Below are 14511 nucleotides of genomic sequence, written 5' to 3'. Positions count from 1 at the left end.
GCCGGGCGGAGCCGGGCGGGCCCGGCGGCGCCGGCAGGCCCGGGCCGGACTGCTCTTCGCGGCCCCGATGCTCCTGCTGTTCGTGGTGTTCAGGTTTGGGCCGGTGCTCGGGGCGGTCTTCCTGTCGCTGACCGACTACCGGCTGAACGGCGAGTGGACGTTCGTCGGGATCGAGAACTACACCCGGCTCGGCGGCGACGATCTGTTCCGCGAGAGCCTCACGGTCACGCTGCTGTACGTGGTGGTCTTCGTGCCGCTGACCGTGCTGATGTCGCTGGGCACCGCGGCGATGCTGCACCGGGTGGTCTGGCGGCGCGGGCTGTTCCGCGGGATCTTCTTCCTGCCGTACGTCACCAGCATCGTGCTCGCCGCCGTGATCTGGAAGTGGATCTACGACGCCGAGGACGGGCTGGTCAACGGGCTGCTCGGGCTCGCCTCACTCGGTCCGGTCGACTTCCTCGGGAACGGCGGGCTGGTCCTCCCCTCGATCGCGCTCACCTCGGCGTGGAAGGGCTTCGGCTACTCGATGCTGATCCTGCTCGCCGGGCTGCAGGCGATCCCGCGGTCCTTCACCGAGGCGGCCATGATCGACGGGGCCGGGCCGTGGCAGCGGTTCCGGCACATCACCCTTCCCCTGCTGCGGCCGGTGCTGTTCTTCGTGATGGTGATCGAGACCATCAGCGCGTTCCAGGTCTTCGACGCGATGTACGTGATGACCGGCGGCGGCCCGGTGCGCTCCAGCTACTCCCTCGTCTACATGCTCTACGACTCGGGCTTCAAGTTCTTCGACTTCGGCTACGCGAGTGCGATCGGGCTGGTGATCTTCGTGTTCGTGCTGGGCGTCTCGCTCGTCCAGCGCCGGTTCCTCGGCAAGGAGGACTGACCGCCATGGCCTCGTCCCGCACCGCGGCGCGCACCGGGCGGCTCACGCTGCCGGTGCTGCTGGTGCTCACCGCGATCGTCACCATCACCCCGTTCGCCGCCATGGTGCTCGTCGCGTTCGCCCCCGAGAGCGGGCAGACCTTCCCGGACGCACTGCTGCCGGACAGGATCACCCTGGCGAACTTCGAGCAAGTGCTGTCCAGCTCCGACGTCCCGCGCTGGACGCTCAACTCGCTGGTCTTCTCGTTCGTGTCGGTCGTGCTGATCCTGCTGTTCGCGTCCATGGCGGGCTACGCCTTCGCCAAGAAGCGCTTCCCGGGCCGTGACGCGGTCTTCTGGGCGCTGCTCGCCACGCTGATGGTGCCGTTCCAGGCGACGCTCATCCCGTCCTACATCCTGGTCTCGCGGCTGGGCGGCGTGGACACCTACTGGGGCATGATCGTGCCGACGCTGGCCAACGTGCAGGCGATCTTCCTCATGCGGCAGTTCATCGTGCAGCTCCCGGACGAGCTCTTCGAGGCCGCCGAGATGGACGGCGCCTCGGAGTGGCGGATCTTCACCACGATCGTCCTGCCGCTGGTGCGGCCCGCGCTCGCCACCCTGGGCGTCTTCGTCTTCCTCTGGCACTGGAACGACTTCCTGTGGCCGCTGGTCATCGGGCAGTCCGGTGAGATGCAGACGCTCACCGTCGGGCTGGCGACGCTGCAGAGCGAGAACGTGCCGATCAACCAGGTCATGGCGGGCGCGACCATCACGGTGGTGCCGAGCCTCCTGGTCTTCGGCCTGCTCCAGCGTTACCTCACCGACAGCATCGCGATGACGGGTCTCAAGGGCTGACCGCCCATGGTCATCGACATCGACCGGGTACTCGGCCCGATCCCCGGGGACGACGTGGCGAGCGTGGACGAGCAGGGCCTGGTCGCCGAACTCGACAGGCTCCGCATCGACCTGGCGTGCGTCGTGCACTCCCACGCGCTCTTCTACGACCCGACCTCCCGCCAGCCGCGAACGGTGTCCGACCGGCTCGTGCAGGTGCCCGTCCTCGTGCCGGGACCGCTCGGCACCGGCGGCACCTCGGCGCGGCTGGTGCGGCTCTGCCCGGCCGAGCACCGCTTCGCGCTCACCGGCCCCCACGGACTGGCGCTGGCCGGCGACCTGTCCGACCAGGGCACGGCAGTGCTGCTGGGCTGGAATTCGGCCACGTTCGAGGAGATCCACCGGCTCGCGACGCGCTGCCCCCGGCTGCGCCTCATCCTCATCGACACCGGTTACCGAAGCCTGCGGGAGCTGGCCGACCTGATGGACGCCCACGCCGGGATCGGCGTCGACACGGCGACGCTGAACGGGCATCAGAGTGTCGAGTGGCTCGTCCGCCGTTACGGCGCGCACCGCGTGTGGTTCGGCACGGGCGCGCCGGCCGGCGACGACGCCGGGCCGCGCTTCCAGCTGGACCATCTCGACCTGCCCGACGCCGACGTCGCGCTGATCGCCGGCGGCAACGCGCGTGCCCTGCTCGGGCTCGGTCGTGACGGCCGATGAACGATCCGGACGCCTGGCGCGGCAGGGTCGTCGACGCCCACGGCCACCTCGGCGGCTGGTTCAACTTCGCCATCCCCGACACCTCGACCGAGAGTCTGGTCGCGCAGATGGACCGCTGCGGGGTGGCCGCGATGTGCGTCTCGCATCTGCTGGGCGTCGGCCCGGACGCCCGCGCAGGCAACGCCCTCCTGCTCGCGGAACTCGTCCGCTGGCCCGGCCGGTTCCTCGGTTACGCCGTTTACGACCCGCATGACCCGGAGGCTCCCGGGCGGGTGCGCGACCTCCTCGACGAGCCCGGCATGATCGGGGTGAAGCTGCATCCGGACACGCACGGGCACCCGCTCGACGGTCCCGGCTATGAGCCCGCGTTCGCCGTCGCCGCCGCGACCGGCTCGATGGTGCTGTCGCACGGCGAGTACGGCTCGCCCTGGTCCGACCCGGCGCGCTTCGCGACCGTCGCCGGACGGCATCCGGCCGTCCCGCTGCTGATGGGCCACGCCGGGCTGTGGCCGTCCGGCTTCGCCGCCGCGGCGGACGTCGCGCGGCGGTGCCCGAACGTGGTGCTGGAGATCTGCGGCTCGCGGATGACCGCCCGGCATCTGGCGCGGCTGGTGGCGGACGTCGGTGCGGACCGCATGGTGTTCGGCTCGGACGCGCTCTTCCTCGATCTGCGCGTCGGCCTCGGACGCGTGGTCCTGGCGCCGCTCGACCCGGCCGACCGCGACCGGCTCCTCTTCGGCACGATGACCCGGCTTCTGGAAGGAGCACGATGAGGCTGGCCCTTCACGGCGGTACACCCGTCCGCACCTCCGGCTGGCCCGCCTGGCCGCCGCCCGCCACCCCCGAGCAGCGCGCGCTGCTGCTGGAGGTGCTGGACGGCGGTGCGTGGGGCGCGACGGACGGGACCAAGGTCACCGAGTTCGCGACGGCGTTCGCCGCCTCCGCGGGCACGGAGTACGGCGTCTGCACGGTGAACGGCACGGTCGGCCTCTTCCTCGCGCTGCGCGCCCTCGGCGTCGGCCCCGGCGACGAGGTGATCGTGCCCGCCTACACGTTCGTGGCCAGCGCGACCTCGGTGGTTCTCGCGGGCGCCCGGCCCGTTCTCGCCGACGTCACCCCGGACACGCTGCATCTGGACCCGGCGGCGGTGGAACGCGCGATCACAGCGCGCACCAGGGCGATCATGCCCGTGCACCTGGCCGGCGCTCCCGCCGACACCGAGAACCTGGAGGCGTTCGGGATCCCGCTCGTGGAGGACGCCGCGCAGGCGCACGGCGCCGCGCGGCACGGGCGCCCGGCCGGGTCGCTCGGCGCCGTGGCCTGTTTCAGCTTCCAGTCGAGCAAGGCGATGACCGCCGGGGAGGGCGGCGTCGTCGTGACCGGCGACCGGGCGCTGTACGAGCGGCTCTGGTCGCTGCACAACGTCGGGCGGCGGCTCGGCGGCGGCTGGTACGAACATCCCGGAATCGGCTGGAACCTGCGCATGACGGAGTTCCAGGCGGCCGTGCTGGCTCCCCAGCTCGCGCTGCTCGACGGGCAGGTGGCCGCCCGCGAGCGCGCCGCCGCGTACCTGGCCGAAGAACTCGCGGCGGTCGGCGGGCTGAGCCTGCTGCCGGGACCGGAAGGGACGACGCGGCACAGCAGGCACCTCGGCATCGTGCGCTACACGCGGGCGGAGTTCGGCGGTCGTTCCAAGGCCGACTTCATCGCGGCGATGGCGGCCGAGGGCGTCCCGCTGGACGCCGGATACCGGTCGCTGTCCCGCGAGGCCGCCCTCCGCCCGTACGCGGGCGGGGCGTCCTGCCCGGCGGCCGAGGCCGCCGAAGACTCGGTGGTCTGGCTCCGGCAGAACCTGCTGATGGCGGACGACGACGCGCTCGCCGACATCGTGTCCGCCGCGGCCAAGGTCAGGCACGAGTTTCGGACTCAGCCGGAAATGATGTGACCGAAAGACTCGATGGCGCGAAGGGCGTCCGCCTGCGGCATCCCGGGCGGCTGGACGCGCAGCACGACCCCGTCCGCGCCCATCGCCGCGTAGTGCTCCAGCCGCTCCGCGCACTGGCCGGGCGAGCCGATCACGCTCCGGTCGACGATCTCGTCCCAGCCCTGCGCGTAGCGGCCCGCGTCCGAGGACGTGCGCTTCCAGCCCGTGTACGCGTCGTACAGGTCGCGCAGCGGGGCCTCCAGCGTCTTGCGCGCCTCCTGCGACGTCTGCGCGCAGTAGCCCTCGCGGCAGACGATCACCTCGGCGCCGAGCGTGCCGGGGCCTCGCTCGTACGCGCGGTACGCCTCGATCTTCCCGGGGAGGTCGGCGTCGAGCTCGTTGAACGAGGTCGTCCAGCCGTCGCACATGCGCGCCGTCCGCTCCAGCACGGCCGGGACCCGGCCGCCGTTCCAGAGCCTCGGGCGCGGCCCCTGGACGGGACGCGGGGCGAGGAACGCCTCCTCGACCTGCGTGAACCTCCCGTCGAACGTCACCTTGTCCTCCGTCCACAACCGGGTGAGGAGCTCCACGCACTCCTCGAAACGGGCGACCCGCTCGCGCTGGGCGACGCCGAAGAGGGCGAACTCCTCCGGCCGGTAGCCGAGCACGAACCCGGCCGTCAGCCGCCCGCCCGACAGCACGTCGATGTGCGCGAGCGTCTGGGCCAGCACGACCGGGTGGTAGAACGGCGCGACGATCCCGGCGGTGGCCAGCCCGATGCGCTCGGTGTGCGCCGCGATCCAGGTCAGCGAGGTGAGGATCTCGTGATAGCCGGGCCGGTGCAGGTGGCGCTCGCCCAGCACGACCCATTCGAAGCCGGCCTGTTCGGCGAGCCGTGCCTGCTCGACGGCGTCGTCCAGGGACGGGCGGTCCGCCGCGTCACCGTACAGGTTCAGATACAGGCCGAGGCGCATGGGGCCGCCCTCCAGTCGTCGGTGGCATTGACATCGACCGAGCACGCTACTTACGGTCTAGACCGTAAATCATTTGCCCTCTCATTGCGACCCCAGCAGAGGAGTCAGCCTTGAGCGTCGCCCTCCCCCGGCCCGGCGAGCGCCCGTCCGCGACCGGGGGCCCGATCACCGCGATCCGCACGCGCGTCGTCCGGGCCCCCTACCGCCGCCCGTTCCAGATCAGCAGCGGCGTCAGCACGGAGCTGATCAGCCTGGTGGCGGAGGTGGAGACGGCGGACGGAGCGATCGGCGTCGGCGAGACCTCGCCGATGACCGCCTACACGGGCGAGACGCTGGCGGGCGTCGCCGCGGCCGTCGAGGAGCACCTGAGCCCCGCCCTGATCGGCCTCGATCCCCTCGACCGGGCCGGGGCGCATGTCGCGATGGACGTCGCGCTGCGCGGCCAGCACGTCGCCAAGGCCGCCCTCGACATCGCGCTGCACGACCTGGCCGGGCGGCTCGCCGGATGGCCGGTCACCGCGCTGCTCGGCGGCCGGGTGCGCGAGCGCGTCCCGATCGCCTGGGTGGTCGGCCTCGGCACGCCGGACGAGATGGCGGCGGAGGCCGCGGACTACGCCGGGCGCGGGTTCCGGCACATCAAGGTCAAGGGCGGTCACGACCCCGAGCGCGACCTCGACCTCGTGCGCACCGTCCGGGCCGTGCTGCCCGCCGACGCCGAGTTGTGCCTGGACGCCAACGAGGGCTACGACCTCTCGGCGCTGCCCGTGCTGGCCAGGATGGCCGACGCCGGGCTCTCCCTGCTGGAGCAGCCGCTGCCGCACTGGGACCTGGGGGGGCTGGCCCGGCTCCGCGAGCGCCTGGACGTCCCGGTGATGGTGGACGAGAGCATGCAGTCGCCGCAGGACGCGCTGGAGATCGTGCGGCGCGGCGCCGCCGACGTGCTCAACATCAAGATCCTCAAGGTGGGCGGGCTGCACCCCGCCCTGCGGATCGCGGCCATCGCGGAGGCGGCCGGGCTGGCGGTCAAGGTCGGTTCCATGCCGGAGCTGGGCGTGGCGACGCTGGCCGCGCTGCACCTGGCCTCCGCGCTGCCGGGCGCCACCGTACCCGCGGACCTGGTGGGGCCGCTGCTGGTGCGGGAGGAACCGCTCGCGCCCTCGGTGTTCACCGCCGTCGACGGATGGGTGGACGTCCCGACCGCCCCCGGCCTCGGCCACGACCTGTGACCCGGAACGGAGACCCGACGATGCACGCCCTCGTCGACCGGCTGCGCGGCACCCTCCTGCCCGCCGTGGTGACCCCGATGGACCGGCAGGGCGTCGTGGACCACGACGCCCTCGCGGCGTACGCCGGCCGGATCGCCGCGGAACCGATCGGCGGCGTGGCCGTGTGGGCCCACACCGGGCGCGGGCTCCACCTCTCCGCCGACGACCGCGCCAGGGTGCTGACGACGTGGCGGCTGGCCACCGCGGCGCCGATCGTGGCAGGCGTCGGCGTGCCGCGCTCGGTCTCCGCCCCGACCCTGGCCGCGGCCTCGGACGCGACGGTGGCGATGGCGGTGCGGGCGGCGGAGCTCGGTGCGGACGCCGTGATGGTCTACCCGCTGGCCGCGCTCCGCGAGGAGCCCGACGGGCACGACCAGGCCGTGCGGCTGCACGAGCGAGTGGCCGCCGAGAGCGGACTGCCGCTCGTCGGGTTCTACCTGCACGCGGAGGCGGGCGGCTACCCGTACCCGCCCGAGTTGATCCGCGACCTGCTGGCGCTCCCCGCGATGCTGGGCGTGAAGACGGCGACGCTCGACAGCGCCATCGGATGCCAGGAGGCGATCTGGGCGGGCCGCGGCACCGGCAAGCTGTCCATCACCGGAGAGGACCGCATGTACGGGCCCTCGTTCATGTGGGGTGCCGACACCGCGCTCGTCGGCATCGCCGCGGCACAGACCGAGCTGAGCGCACGCGTGCTGCGGGCCTGGACGGGACATGACCACGCGGCGTTCGTCGAAGCCTCCAATCGGCTCGACCGGTTCGCGGCGGCGACGTTCTACGCGCCGATCGAGGGATACGTGCAGCGCATGCTGTGGGCGGCCGTCTGGGAGGGGCTCATCCCCGAGGCCGCGGCGCACGACCCGTACGGCCCCGCGCTGCCGCCCTCGGAACGCGACCGGGTGATCGCCTGCCTGGAGGACCTGCGCGCCACCGCGGCGCACTGACCAGCCGGATCCGGCGCGGGAACGGGCGGCGGGAGGCGCAGTGGGCGCCCTGCCGCCCGTCTCCGGCCGGACGCTATGCCGCCGGAACCGTGTCGATCGTGCCCGCGGAGCCCGGCGAACGGGCCCGCCTCTTACGCGAGCCGGGCGTGCACGCGGCGCACCGCGCGGGCGATCGCCTCCACGTGGTCGGCCGTGTAGCCCTCGTTCCAGTGCAGGATGACCAGCGTCCGGTCGATGAGCCGCTCCGCGCTCGGGCAGAGCCCGGCCGGATACGACCGGCCCTCCAGCGGGAAGCGCGAGGAGCCGTAGACGGGCTCGGCCGCGAGCGCCGGATTGGCGTACAGAGGGCGCTCCAGATATCCGGCGACCGCCGGGACACCCTCCGCGGCGAGCTCCTCCGCCCAGACGCGGTTGCCCGGGTCGTCCGGCACCGTGAACGGGAACAGCCACCACGCGTGCCCCTCCGGATCGGGAAGGCCGATTCCGGTCAGGTCCCGGAGCGAGGACAGGAGCTGCCCGGCCCGTTCGGCGCGGCGGGCGACGACCCCGGCGGCCTTGGCGAGCTGGGCGCGCGCCACCGCGGCCACGAGCTCGGTCATGCGGTAGTTGAGGCCGAGCGACAGGTGCAGCCGGCCGATCGTCCGGTCCCAGCCCTTGTCCATGAACAGCCGCATGCGCCGGGCCAGCTCGTCGTCATCGGTGCAGCACAGACCGCCGTCGCCTGCGGTGATGTGCTTGTACTGCTGGAAGCTGAAGCAGGCGATGTCGCCGACCGTGCCGAGCAGGCCGCCCCCGGGGGTGGTGCCGAGCCAGGCCTGCGCACAGTCCTCGATGAGGAGCAGGCCGTGCCGGTCGGCGACCGCGCGGAGCCCGGCGAGGTCGGCGGGCGCGCCGAAGAGGTGCACCGCGATGATCGCCCGGGTGCGCGGCGTGACCGCCGCCTCGGCCGCGGCGGGGTCCAGGTTGCCGGTGGCCGGATCGACGTCGGCGAAGACGGGCACGCCGTTCTGCGCGAGGATCGGCGCGACGGTTCCGAAGTCGGAGATGGGGGTGGTGATGACCTCGTCCCCGGGGTCGAGGCGGACCGCCGCGACGGCCAGGTGCAGCGCCGCCGTGCCCGAACTCGACGCGATCGCCGCGCGGCGGCCGTACAGCGCGGCCATCTCGGCTTCGAGGGCGCGCGCCTCGGTGCCGAAGGTGCTGCACAGCACGGCGCTGTCGAGGACGCGCAGCACCGCCCGCCGCTCCTCGGCTCCGATCGTCCGGCCGCTCGGACCCAGCGCATCGGGGAACCGCTCGCCGTCCGTGCCCATGCCTCTCCCCGTCCTCGCGTCCCACCTATTTTCGGTCTGGGCCGAAAGTTATTTCACCCTAGGATGTCCGTCAAGAGGCCGAGCCAGGAAGTAACGAAGCCCGACGGGGGTGCACTAACCTGAACGGTTGAGGGCTGGACCTAAATAGAGGAGCCGAGAGTGCCCATCACCATCGGGGTCGTGGGTCCCGAAGACCTGGTCCACCGCGCCGTCGCGGTGGGCTCCGAGATGGGCGGCGCCGTCATGACCGGCCTCCCCTACCGGCACGAGGGCGAGGCCGTGGAGGTCGTCGCGACCGCCCCCGAGGAGGTCGACGCGTTCCTGTTCACCGGCGTGGTCCCTTACACCCTGGCCACCGCCGCGGGCGTGGTGACGCGGCCCTCGATGTACGTCTCCTATGACGGCGCGACACTGCTTCGGGCACTGGTGGAGCTCCTGCGCCTGGGCCACGACGTGACGCGCGTGTCGGTCGACACCCTCCGCCGCGCCGAAGTGCTGGAGACCCTCACCGAGGCCAAGCTGCCGACCGACCAGGTCCAGGTGCTGCCCTACAAGGCAGGCCTCACGTCCGAGGACATCGTCGCGTTCCACCGCAACGCGCGCGACCGGCACGGCACCCGGGTGGCCATCACCTGCCTGGGCTCCGCCTACAACGTGCTGGAGCCCCTGATGCACACGGTGCGGCTGGCCCCGTCGCGCTTCTCGATCCGCTCCACCATCCAGGCCCTCATCCTGACCGCGGTCGGGCAGCAGGTCGGCGACGCCCAGGTCGCGCTGGGCCTGATCGAGCTTCCCGGCCCGGACGACACCCTGGCGGCCGACGTGGTGACGCTGGGCGGCAGCCTCGCGCCGCTGCCCGGCGGGCGCCACCTGATGGTGACCACGCGCGGCCTCCTGGAGCAGGCCACCGAGCAGTTCACCCGGCTGCCGCTGCTCGACCGGCTCGCCGCCCGGCACCCGAGCGTGCACATCGGCTTCGGCATCGGCCGCACGGCGGCGGAGGCGGAGTCCCTGGCCAAGCGGGCCCTCGGCAGGGCCGCGGCGATCGGCGCCTCGGTGGGCGTGGTCGCGATGGCCGACGACGTCGACATCGTGATCGAGCCCGCCGACGGCGACGAGCCCCCGGCCGAACGCGGCGTCGAGAGCCTGCCGCTGCTGGCCCGCCGCGTCGGCCTCAACGCCCAGACGCTGGCCCGGCTTCGCGAGCTGGTCGCAGACCGGCCGGACGGCCTGACCGCGCACGACGTCGCCGAGCACCTGGACGTGCAGCAGCGCACGGCGCGGCGCGTGCTCAAGCGCCTGGAACGAGCCGGGATCGCCACGCCGATCGGCAGCCAGCAGCAGGGCCGCACGGGCCGCCCGCCGACCGTTTACCGCGTGAACCTCTAACACCGGCTCACCGGTTTCCTTTTACTCCGGCGCCCGGCCCTTAGTGCCCGCCCCCGCGCAGGCCGTCGCCCGGTGCGTCGCGAACAGCCGCTGCTGACGCGGGCGCGGACCGGGAGCCATGCCGGTCAACCGGCCCCGGTCGGTGGAGCAGGCATGCAACCGCCAGGTCGCCACAACGGCCGAGTCCAGGATGACCTCGAAGGCCGGCCCGGACAGTGAAGGAGCTCAACGCGGAGTGGTACGAGGGTTGCGATCGCTAGTTGTTTCAGTCATAGTTGAAATAACTAGCCGCCTCAATCCGGAGCAAGCTGTGGAACACGTGACTTTCAACAGCCTCGGCACCCGCTGTGCGGGCGATCTCTACCTGCCCGAGACGAGCGGCCCGGTCCCCGGGCTGGTGCTGGGGCACAGCGGGGTGATGGTCAAAGAGGCGCTGGCGTTCTTCGCGCCGTACTTCACCAAGGCCGGCTTCGCGGTGCTGGCCATCGACTACCGCACGGTCGGCTCCAGCGAAGGCGAGCCGCGCGGCCTGGACCACCCGGAGCGGCAGGTGGAGGACTTCCGCAGCGCGGTTTCCTACCTGCAGACCCGTCCCGAAGTGCAGCCGGAGCGAATCGGCGTGTGGGGGGTGAGCGTCGGCGGCTCGGTGGCCACCCAGGCAGCGGTGCTCGATCGGCGCATCAAGTGCGTCGTCGTGCAGAGCCCCAGCGTGTGGAACGGATGGCGGTACCTGGAACGCCTCCGGGGCCGTGCTGGTGTCCACGCGCTTCGCGACCAACTGCAGCGGGACTGGCAGCGGCGTTACGAAGGCGGGCAGAGCGCTCGCGTGCCGCACCTGACGCTGGAGGGCGACAGTGTGAAGGACACGCCGGACATGTCGACCCGCCTGTTCCCCGCCTACCGCAATGAGAAGACCCTCGACTCTGCCGAGCACCTGCTCACCTTCGCGCCGGAGAACCTCATCCACCGGCTCGCGCCGACACCCCTGCTGATGATCGCCAACGGCGGCTGGGACCCGTACCACATGCTCGAAGAGGCGCAAAGCGCCTTCGCCAGAGCGGGCGAGCCCAAGCGGCTCGCGGTGCTGCCCTACGACGTGCTCGGCCTCTACACCGGCCCGGGCCTGGAGGAGGCGATGGCGCTCGCGATCGACTGGTTCGACCTCTACCTGCGCAAGACCAGGCTCCCGGGCATCACCCCGACACCCACCTATGAGTCGGTGGCCGCCATGACAGAGTGACCGCCACACGATCAACAACGGAGGTTCGACGATGAGCGCTGAGGAACAGCAGGACCGGTTGCTCCGCTGGGTGGAGCGGGTGGCCGCCTTCTGCGTCGAGGAGTGGGGGCTGCCGCCCATCACCGGACGCATCCTCGGCTGGCTCATGATCTGCGATCCGGCGGAGCAGTCCGCCGGGCAGATCGCGGAGGTCATCCAGGCGAGCCGCGCCTCCCTCACCTCGAACATGCGGTTTCTCACGGCCATCGGCCTGGTCAAGAAGGTGAGAAGGCCGGGCGATCGCGTCTCCTACTACCGCATCGAAGACGACGCCTGGCAGAAGGTCATCCAGCGCAAGCTCGAAAGCCTGAGCGCGTTCGGTGAGATCGCCGACGAAGGGATCGACATCGCGGGCGGCGAGAGGCACCGCACCGAGCGCATCAAGGCCGCCCACGAATCCCTGACGTGGCTGCAGAACCTCGCGGCTCGTCATCCGCTACGCCGTTAAGGAAGCCCCATGCAACGCTGGCAACCCAAGCTCGGGCTGATCCAGGAAACACTGCTGCTTACCCTCCACGCCAGAGCCCTGGACGCCGGACTGCCCAGCCCGATCCTCGGCGACACGCTCTCCGCCGACCTGGCCGGCAAGATCGACTACGACTTCGACAAGCTGAAGGTCAAGCCCAGCCTCGTCCTCACCACCGCACTACGCGCCAAGAAGCTCGACGACGTCGTCCGCTCCTTCATCGAAGCCCACCCCGGATGCGTGGTGCTCGACCTGGGCTGCGGCCTGGACACCAGGATGCTGCGCTGTGATCCCCCGCCCGGCGTCGACTGGTACGACATCGACTTCCCCGAAGTGGTCCACCTCAGGGCCGACTGCCTGCCCGGCCGCTCCCACCTGGTCGGAGCCGACCTCACCACCTCCGACTGGCTCACCGCCATCCCCCGCGACCGGCCAGCGATGATCGTCGCCGAGGGGCTGCTCCCCTTCATGCCCGGCGACTCCTTCCAGGCGATGACCCGCGCGCTGGCCGGCCATTTCCCTTCGGGCGAGCTCGCGCTCAATGGCTACACCCGCTTCGCCGCCTGGGCCATGAAGTACCACCCGACCATCAAGGCCCTCGGCATCAAAGCCGCCCAGGGCTTCGACGACCCACACGAACCAGAGTCCTGGGACGCCGGCCTCGAACTGATCGAAGAGCAGATCCTCACCCGCGCACCCGAAGTAGCCCGATTCCCGCAACCCCTACGCGCGCTCACCCGTCTCACCGCCCGCAGCACGGCCCTGTCTCGGCAAGGAGCCCGCATTCTCCGCTACCGATTCTGAGCGGCGACGGTGGTGACAAGCGACGCGTTGAGACCGGCTGCGATGGCGTCCTCGCGGCGTAGGCCGCGAGGACGAGTACTGCCGCCCCGCGCACCACAAGGCCGACACTGCCGAGCTTGCACCCACCCAGACGCTGGGCGGTGAGGCGCCGTCGCCGCCACTGCCGAGGAGGCCGGCGCGGAACGGCTTCTGGAGGTCGCCGAAGCCGTCATCGCCTTGGTCACCCCCTCGGTGCCCTACCGGCCAAGCTCTTCGCCAGCGAGTTCTACGCAGCCTCGCCAGCGGTCAAGCCGTGGCCATCGCTGTCCAGCAAGGCGAGGTCGCACTCGAATTCGCCGGTCTGGCCGGCTCGTCTAGAGCCAGCCAGCGTCGCGGGAGATGCGGATGGCGTCGATGCGGTTGCGGGCTCCGACCTTGCCGATCGCGTTCGAGAGGTAGTTGCGCACGGTGGCCTGCGACAGCGACAGCTCGCTGGCGATCTGGGTCACCGGCACGCCGGTCGCGGCGACGCGCAGAACCTCGGTCTCGCGGACGGTGAGGGGGCTGCTGCCGGTTTCGAGGGCGGCGGCGACGAGGTCGGGGTCAATGACCCGTTCGCCCCGGGCGATGCGGCGGATGCCGTCGGTGAGGGTCTGGGCGGGGGCGTCTTTGACGATGAAGCCCTGGACGTGGACCTTCAGCGCCCTCAGGAGGTTGCCGGGCTGGCTGAGCCCGGTGAGCACGAGGGTGCGGCAGCCGGGCAGCTTGTCATGGAGATGCTCAGCCGCCGTCAGCCCGTCCAGTCCGGGCATGTCGATGTCCAGCACCGCGACGTCGGGCCGCACGCGCAGTGCGGTGGCGACGACCGTGTCCCCGCGCTCCAGTTCGGCGACGACCTCCATGTCGTCCTCCAGCGTCAGCAGCGCGACGAGCGCACTGCGGATCATGTGCATGTCCTCGGCGATCAGGACGCGGATCACGTGGCCTCCTCGGGGACCTCGACGCGGAACCGGAACCGTCCGTCGCGGACCGTGGCCGACACTGTTCCCGAGACCGCCCGGGCCCGTTCGGCGACACCGCACAGGCCCGAGCCGTGCTCGGCGGTCCCGCGGACACCGTCGTTGATGATCTCCAGCCGTACCGTGCCCTGATGGCGCGACAAGCTGATGGCGCAGGAATGGGCCTGGCTGTGCCTCAGCAGGTTGGTGGTTCCTTCGCGGATCGCCCAGGCCAGTGCGCTCTGGACGGGAACCGGAAGAGCCGGCAGTTCGGCCACGTCCAGGCGGGTGTGGACTCCCGCGGCTCCGAGCAGGGCGGCCGCCCCGTCGAGCTCAGTGCTCAACGACACGGCGTGCTCGTCACGGGCGATGGCGCGCGTGTCGCGCAGCGCCTCCCGGGCCACCTCGGTCAGGCTTTCGATCTCGGCGCCGGCCGCGGCGGGGTCCTTGGCGAGCAGCCGCAGCGCCAGGTCGCCCTTCAGGGAGATCGCCGACAGGCTCTGGCCGAGCAGGTCGTGCAGGTCGCGCGAGAGCCGCACGCGTTCCTCCCCGACGGCGCTGGCGGCCAGCTCAGTCCTGGTGGCGTACAGCTCGTTCACCAGCTGCACCAGCCGCGTCCCGCCGATCAGCGCACCCGCGTACAGGGCGGGCATGACGACGCTGTAGACGCCGATGACGACGGCCAGCGTGGTCGTGGACCCGGGCAGGGACATCGCGCCCAGCACGCCGACCAGCTCGGTGATGAGCAGCTGCAC

The 14511-nt window shown here is 71.7% G+C and carries 15 protein-coding genes; 11 read left to right on the top strand and 4 right to left on the bottom strand.

Going from position 1 to position 14511, the window contains the following annotated elements:
- The 5 genes from ABWI04_RS14855 to ABWI04_RS14835 form a co-directional block, all read left to right on the top strand.
- Nucleotides 1–883 (top strand): carbohydrate ABC transporter permease (locus ABWI04_RS14855; protein WP_353832752.1); only part of this gene is annotated, 883 nt, incomplete at its 5' end.
- A 5-nt stretch (nucleotides 884–888) separates the two neighbouring features.
- Nucleotides 889–1719: a carbohydrate ABC transporter permease gene (locus tag ABWI04_RS14850; protein WP_345174092.1), complete on the top strand. Its 831-nt coding sequence runs from the start codon at nucleotides 889–891 to the stop codon at nucleotides 1717–1719.
- Between the two features lie 6 nt (nucleotides 1720–1725).
- Nucleotides 1726–2421, top strand: a complete 696-nt coding sequence (locus tag ABWI04_RS14845; RefSeq protein WP_345174093.1) for an amidohydrolase family protein — start codon at nucleotides 1726–1728, stop codon at nucleotides 2419–2421.
- The gene (locus tag ABWI04_RS14840; protein WP_345174094.1) at nucleotides 2418–3194 is read left to right on the top strand and encodes an amidohydrolase family protein; all 777 of its coding nucleotides are present in this window, start codon (nucleotides 2418–2420) and stop codon (nucleotides 3192–3194) included. Before ABWI04_RS14845 ends, ABWI04_RS14840 begins: the two co-directional genes overlap by 4 nt.
- A complete protein-coding gene (locus tag ABWI04_RS14835) occupies nucleotides 3191–4366 on the top strand; it encodes a DegT/DnrJ/EryC1/StrS family aminotransferase (protein WP_353832751.1) in 1176 nt (391 codons plus the stop codon). The genes ABWI04_RS14840 and ABWI04_RS14835 overlap by 4 nt, the downstream gene beginning before the upstream one ends.
- Here ABWI04_RS14835 and ABWI04_RS14830 read toward each other — a convergent pair.
- A complete protein-coding gene (locus ABWI04_RS14830; RefSeq protein ID WP_353832750.1) occupies nucleotides 4348–5319 on the bottom strand; it encodes an LLM class flavin-dependent oxidoreductase in 972 nt (323 codons plus the stop codon). The genes ABWI04_RS14835 and ABWI04_RS14830 overlap by 19 nt on opposite strands.
- Nucleotides 5320–5429: 110 nt before the next feature.
- Between ABWI04_RS14830 and ABWI04_RS14825 the strand changes: the two genes are divergently transcribed.
- Together ABWI04_RS14825 and ABWI04_RS14820 are read left to right on the top strand one after the other, a co-directional pair.
- A complete protein-coding gene (locus ABWI04_RS14825; protein WP_345174098.1) occupies nucleotides 5430–6545 on the top strand; it encodes a mandelate racemase/muconate lactonizing enzyme family protein in 1116 nt (371 codons plus the stop codon).
- 20 nt (nucleotides 6546–6565) lie between these two features.
- Nucleotides 6566–7528 (top strand): dihydrodipicolinate synthase family protein, encoded by a 963-nt coding sequence (locus ABWI04_RS14820; RefSeq protein WP_353832749.1) that lies wholly within the window; start codon nucleotides 6566–6568, stop codon nucleotides 7526–7528.
- A gap of 131 nt (nucleotides 7529–7659) precedes the next feature.
- Here the strand turns inward: ABWI04_RS14820 and ABWI04_RS14815 are convergent, their stop codons facing one another.
- A complete protein-coding gene (locus ABWI04_RS14815; RefSeq protein ID WP_353832748.1) occupies nucleotides 7660–8841 on the bottom strand; it encodes a DegT/DnrJ/EryC1/StrS family aminotransferase in 1182 nt (393 codons plus the stop codon).
- 159 nt (nucleotides 8842–9000) lie between these two features.
- Between ABWI04_RS14815 and ABWI04_RS14810 the strand changes: the two genes are divergently transcribed.
- From ABWI04_RS14810 to ABWI04_RS14795, 4 genes are all read left to right on the top strand, one after another.
- The gene (locus ABWI04_RS14810; protein ID WP_345174101.1) at nucleotides 9001–10230 is read left to right on the top strand and encodes an HTH domain-containing protein; all 1230 of its coding nucleotides are present in this window, start codon (nucleotides 9001–9003) and stop codon (nucleotides 10228–10230) included.
- Between the two features lie 310 nt (nucleotides 10231–10540).
- The gene (locus ABWI04_RS14805) at nucleotides 10541–11470 is read left to right on the top strand and encodes an alpha/beta hydrolase (RefSeq protein ID WP_353832747.1); all 930 of its coding nucleotides are present in this window, start codon (nucleotides 10541–10543) and stop codon (nucleotides 11468–11470) included.
- A 31-nt stretch (nucleotides 11471–11501) separates the two neighbouring features.
- A complete protein-coding gene (locus ABWI04_RS14800) occupies nucleotides 11502–11957 on the top strand; it encodes a GbsR/MarR family transcriptional regulator (RefSeq protein WP_345174103.1) in 456 nt (151 codons plus the stop codon).
- A gap of 9 nt (nucleotides 11958–11966) precedes the next feature.
- Entirely contained in the window at nucleotides 11967–12779 is an 813-nt protein-coding gene (locus ABWI04_RS14795) for a class I SAM-dependent methyltransferase (protein WP_353832746.1), read from the top strand.
- Between the two features lie 353 nt (nucleotides 12780–13132).
- Here the strand turns inward: ABWI04_RS14795 and ABWI04_RS14790 are convergent, their stop codons facing one another.
- Nucleotides 13133–13738 (bottom strand): response regulator transcription factor, encoded by a 606-nt coding sequence (locus ABWI04_RS14790; RefSeq protein ID WP_353832744.1) that lies wholly within the window; start codon nucleotides 13736–13738, stop codon nucleotides 13133–13135.
- Entirely contained in the window at nucleotides 13735–14511 is a 777-nt protein-coding gene (locus ABWI04_RS14785) for a sensor histidine kinase (RefSeq protein ID WP_353832743.1), read from the bottom strand. Before ABWI04_RS14785 ends, ABWI04_RS14790 begins: the two co-directional genes overlap by 4 nt.

This window comes from Actinomadura sp. NPDC000929 (assembly GCF_040492065.1).
Lineage (GTDB): Bacteria > Actinomycetota > Actinomycetes > Streptosporangiales > Streptosporangiaceae > Spirillospora > Spirillospora verrucosospora.
Note: the sequence above shows the minus strand (reverse complement) of the source record. Positions and strands in the feature narration are given on the sequence as shown.

What these genes read in the sequence shown, in the direction of transcription:
- ABWI04_RS14795 (WP_353832746.1), top strand. Translation starts at nt 11,967, where the DNA reads ATGCAACGCTGGCAACCCAAGCTCGGGCTGATCCAGGAAACACTGCTG.
- ABWI04_RS14845 (WP_345174093.1), top strand. Translation starts at nt 1,726, where the DNA reads ATGGTCATCGACATCGACCGGGTACTCGGCCCGATCCCCGGGGACGAC.
- ABWI04_RS14850 (WP_345174092.1), top strand. Translation starts at nt 889, where the DNA reads ATGGCCTCGTCCCGCACCGCGGCGCGCACCGGGCGGCTCACGCTGCCG.
- ABWI04_RS14820 (WP_353832749.1), top strand. Translation starts at nt 6,566, where the DNA reads ATGCACGCCCTCGTCGACCGGCTGCGCGGCACCCTCCTGCCCGCCGTG.
- ABWI04_RS14835 (WP_353832751.1), top strand. Translation starts at nt 3,191, where the DNA reads ATGAGGCTGGCCCTTCACGGCGGTACACCCGTCCGCACCTCCGGCTGG.
- ABWI04_RS14840 (WP_345174094.1), top strand. Translation starts at nt 2,418, where the DNA reads ATGAACGATCCGGACGCCTGGCGCGGCAGGGTCGTCGACGCCCACGGC.
- ABWI04_RS14830 (WP_353832750.1), bottom strand. Translation starts at nt 5,319, where the DNA reads ATGCGCCTCGGCCTGTATCTGAACCTGTACGGTGACGCGGCGGACCGC.
- ABWI04_RS14815 (WP_353832748.1), bottom strand. Translation starts at nt 8,841, where the DNA reads ATGGGCACGGACGGCGAGCGGTTCCCCGATGCGCTGGGTCCGAGCGGC.
- ABWI04_RS14800 (WP_345174103.1), top strand. Translation starts at nt 11,502, where the DNA reads ATGAGCGCTGAGGAACAGCAGGACCGGTTGCTCCGCTGGGTGGAGCGG.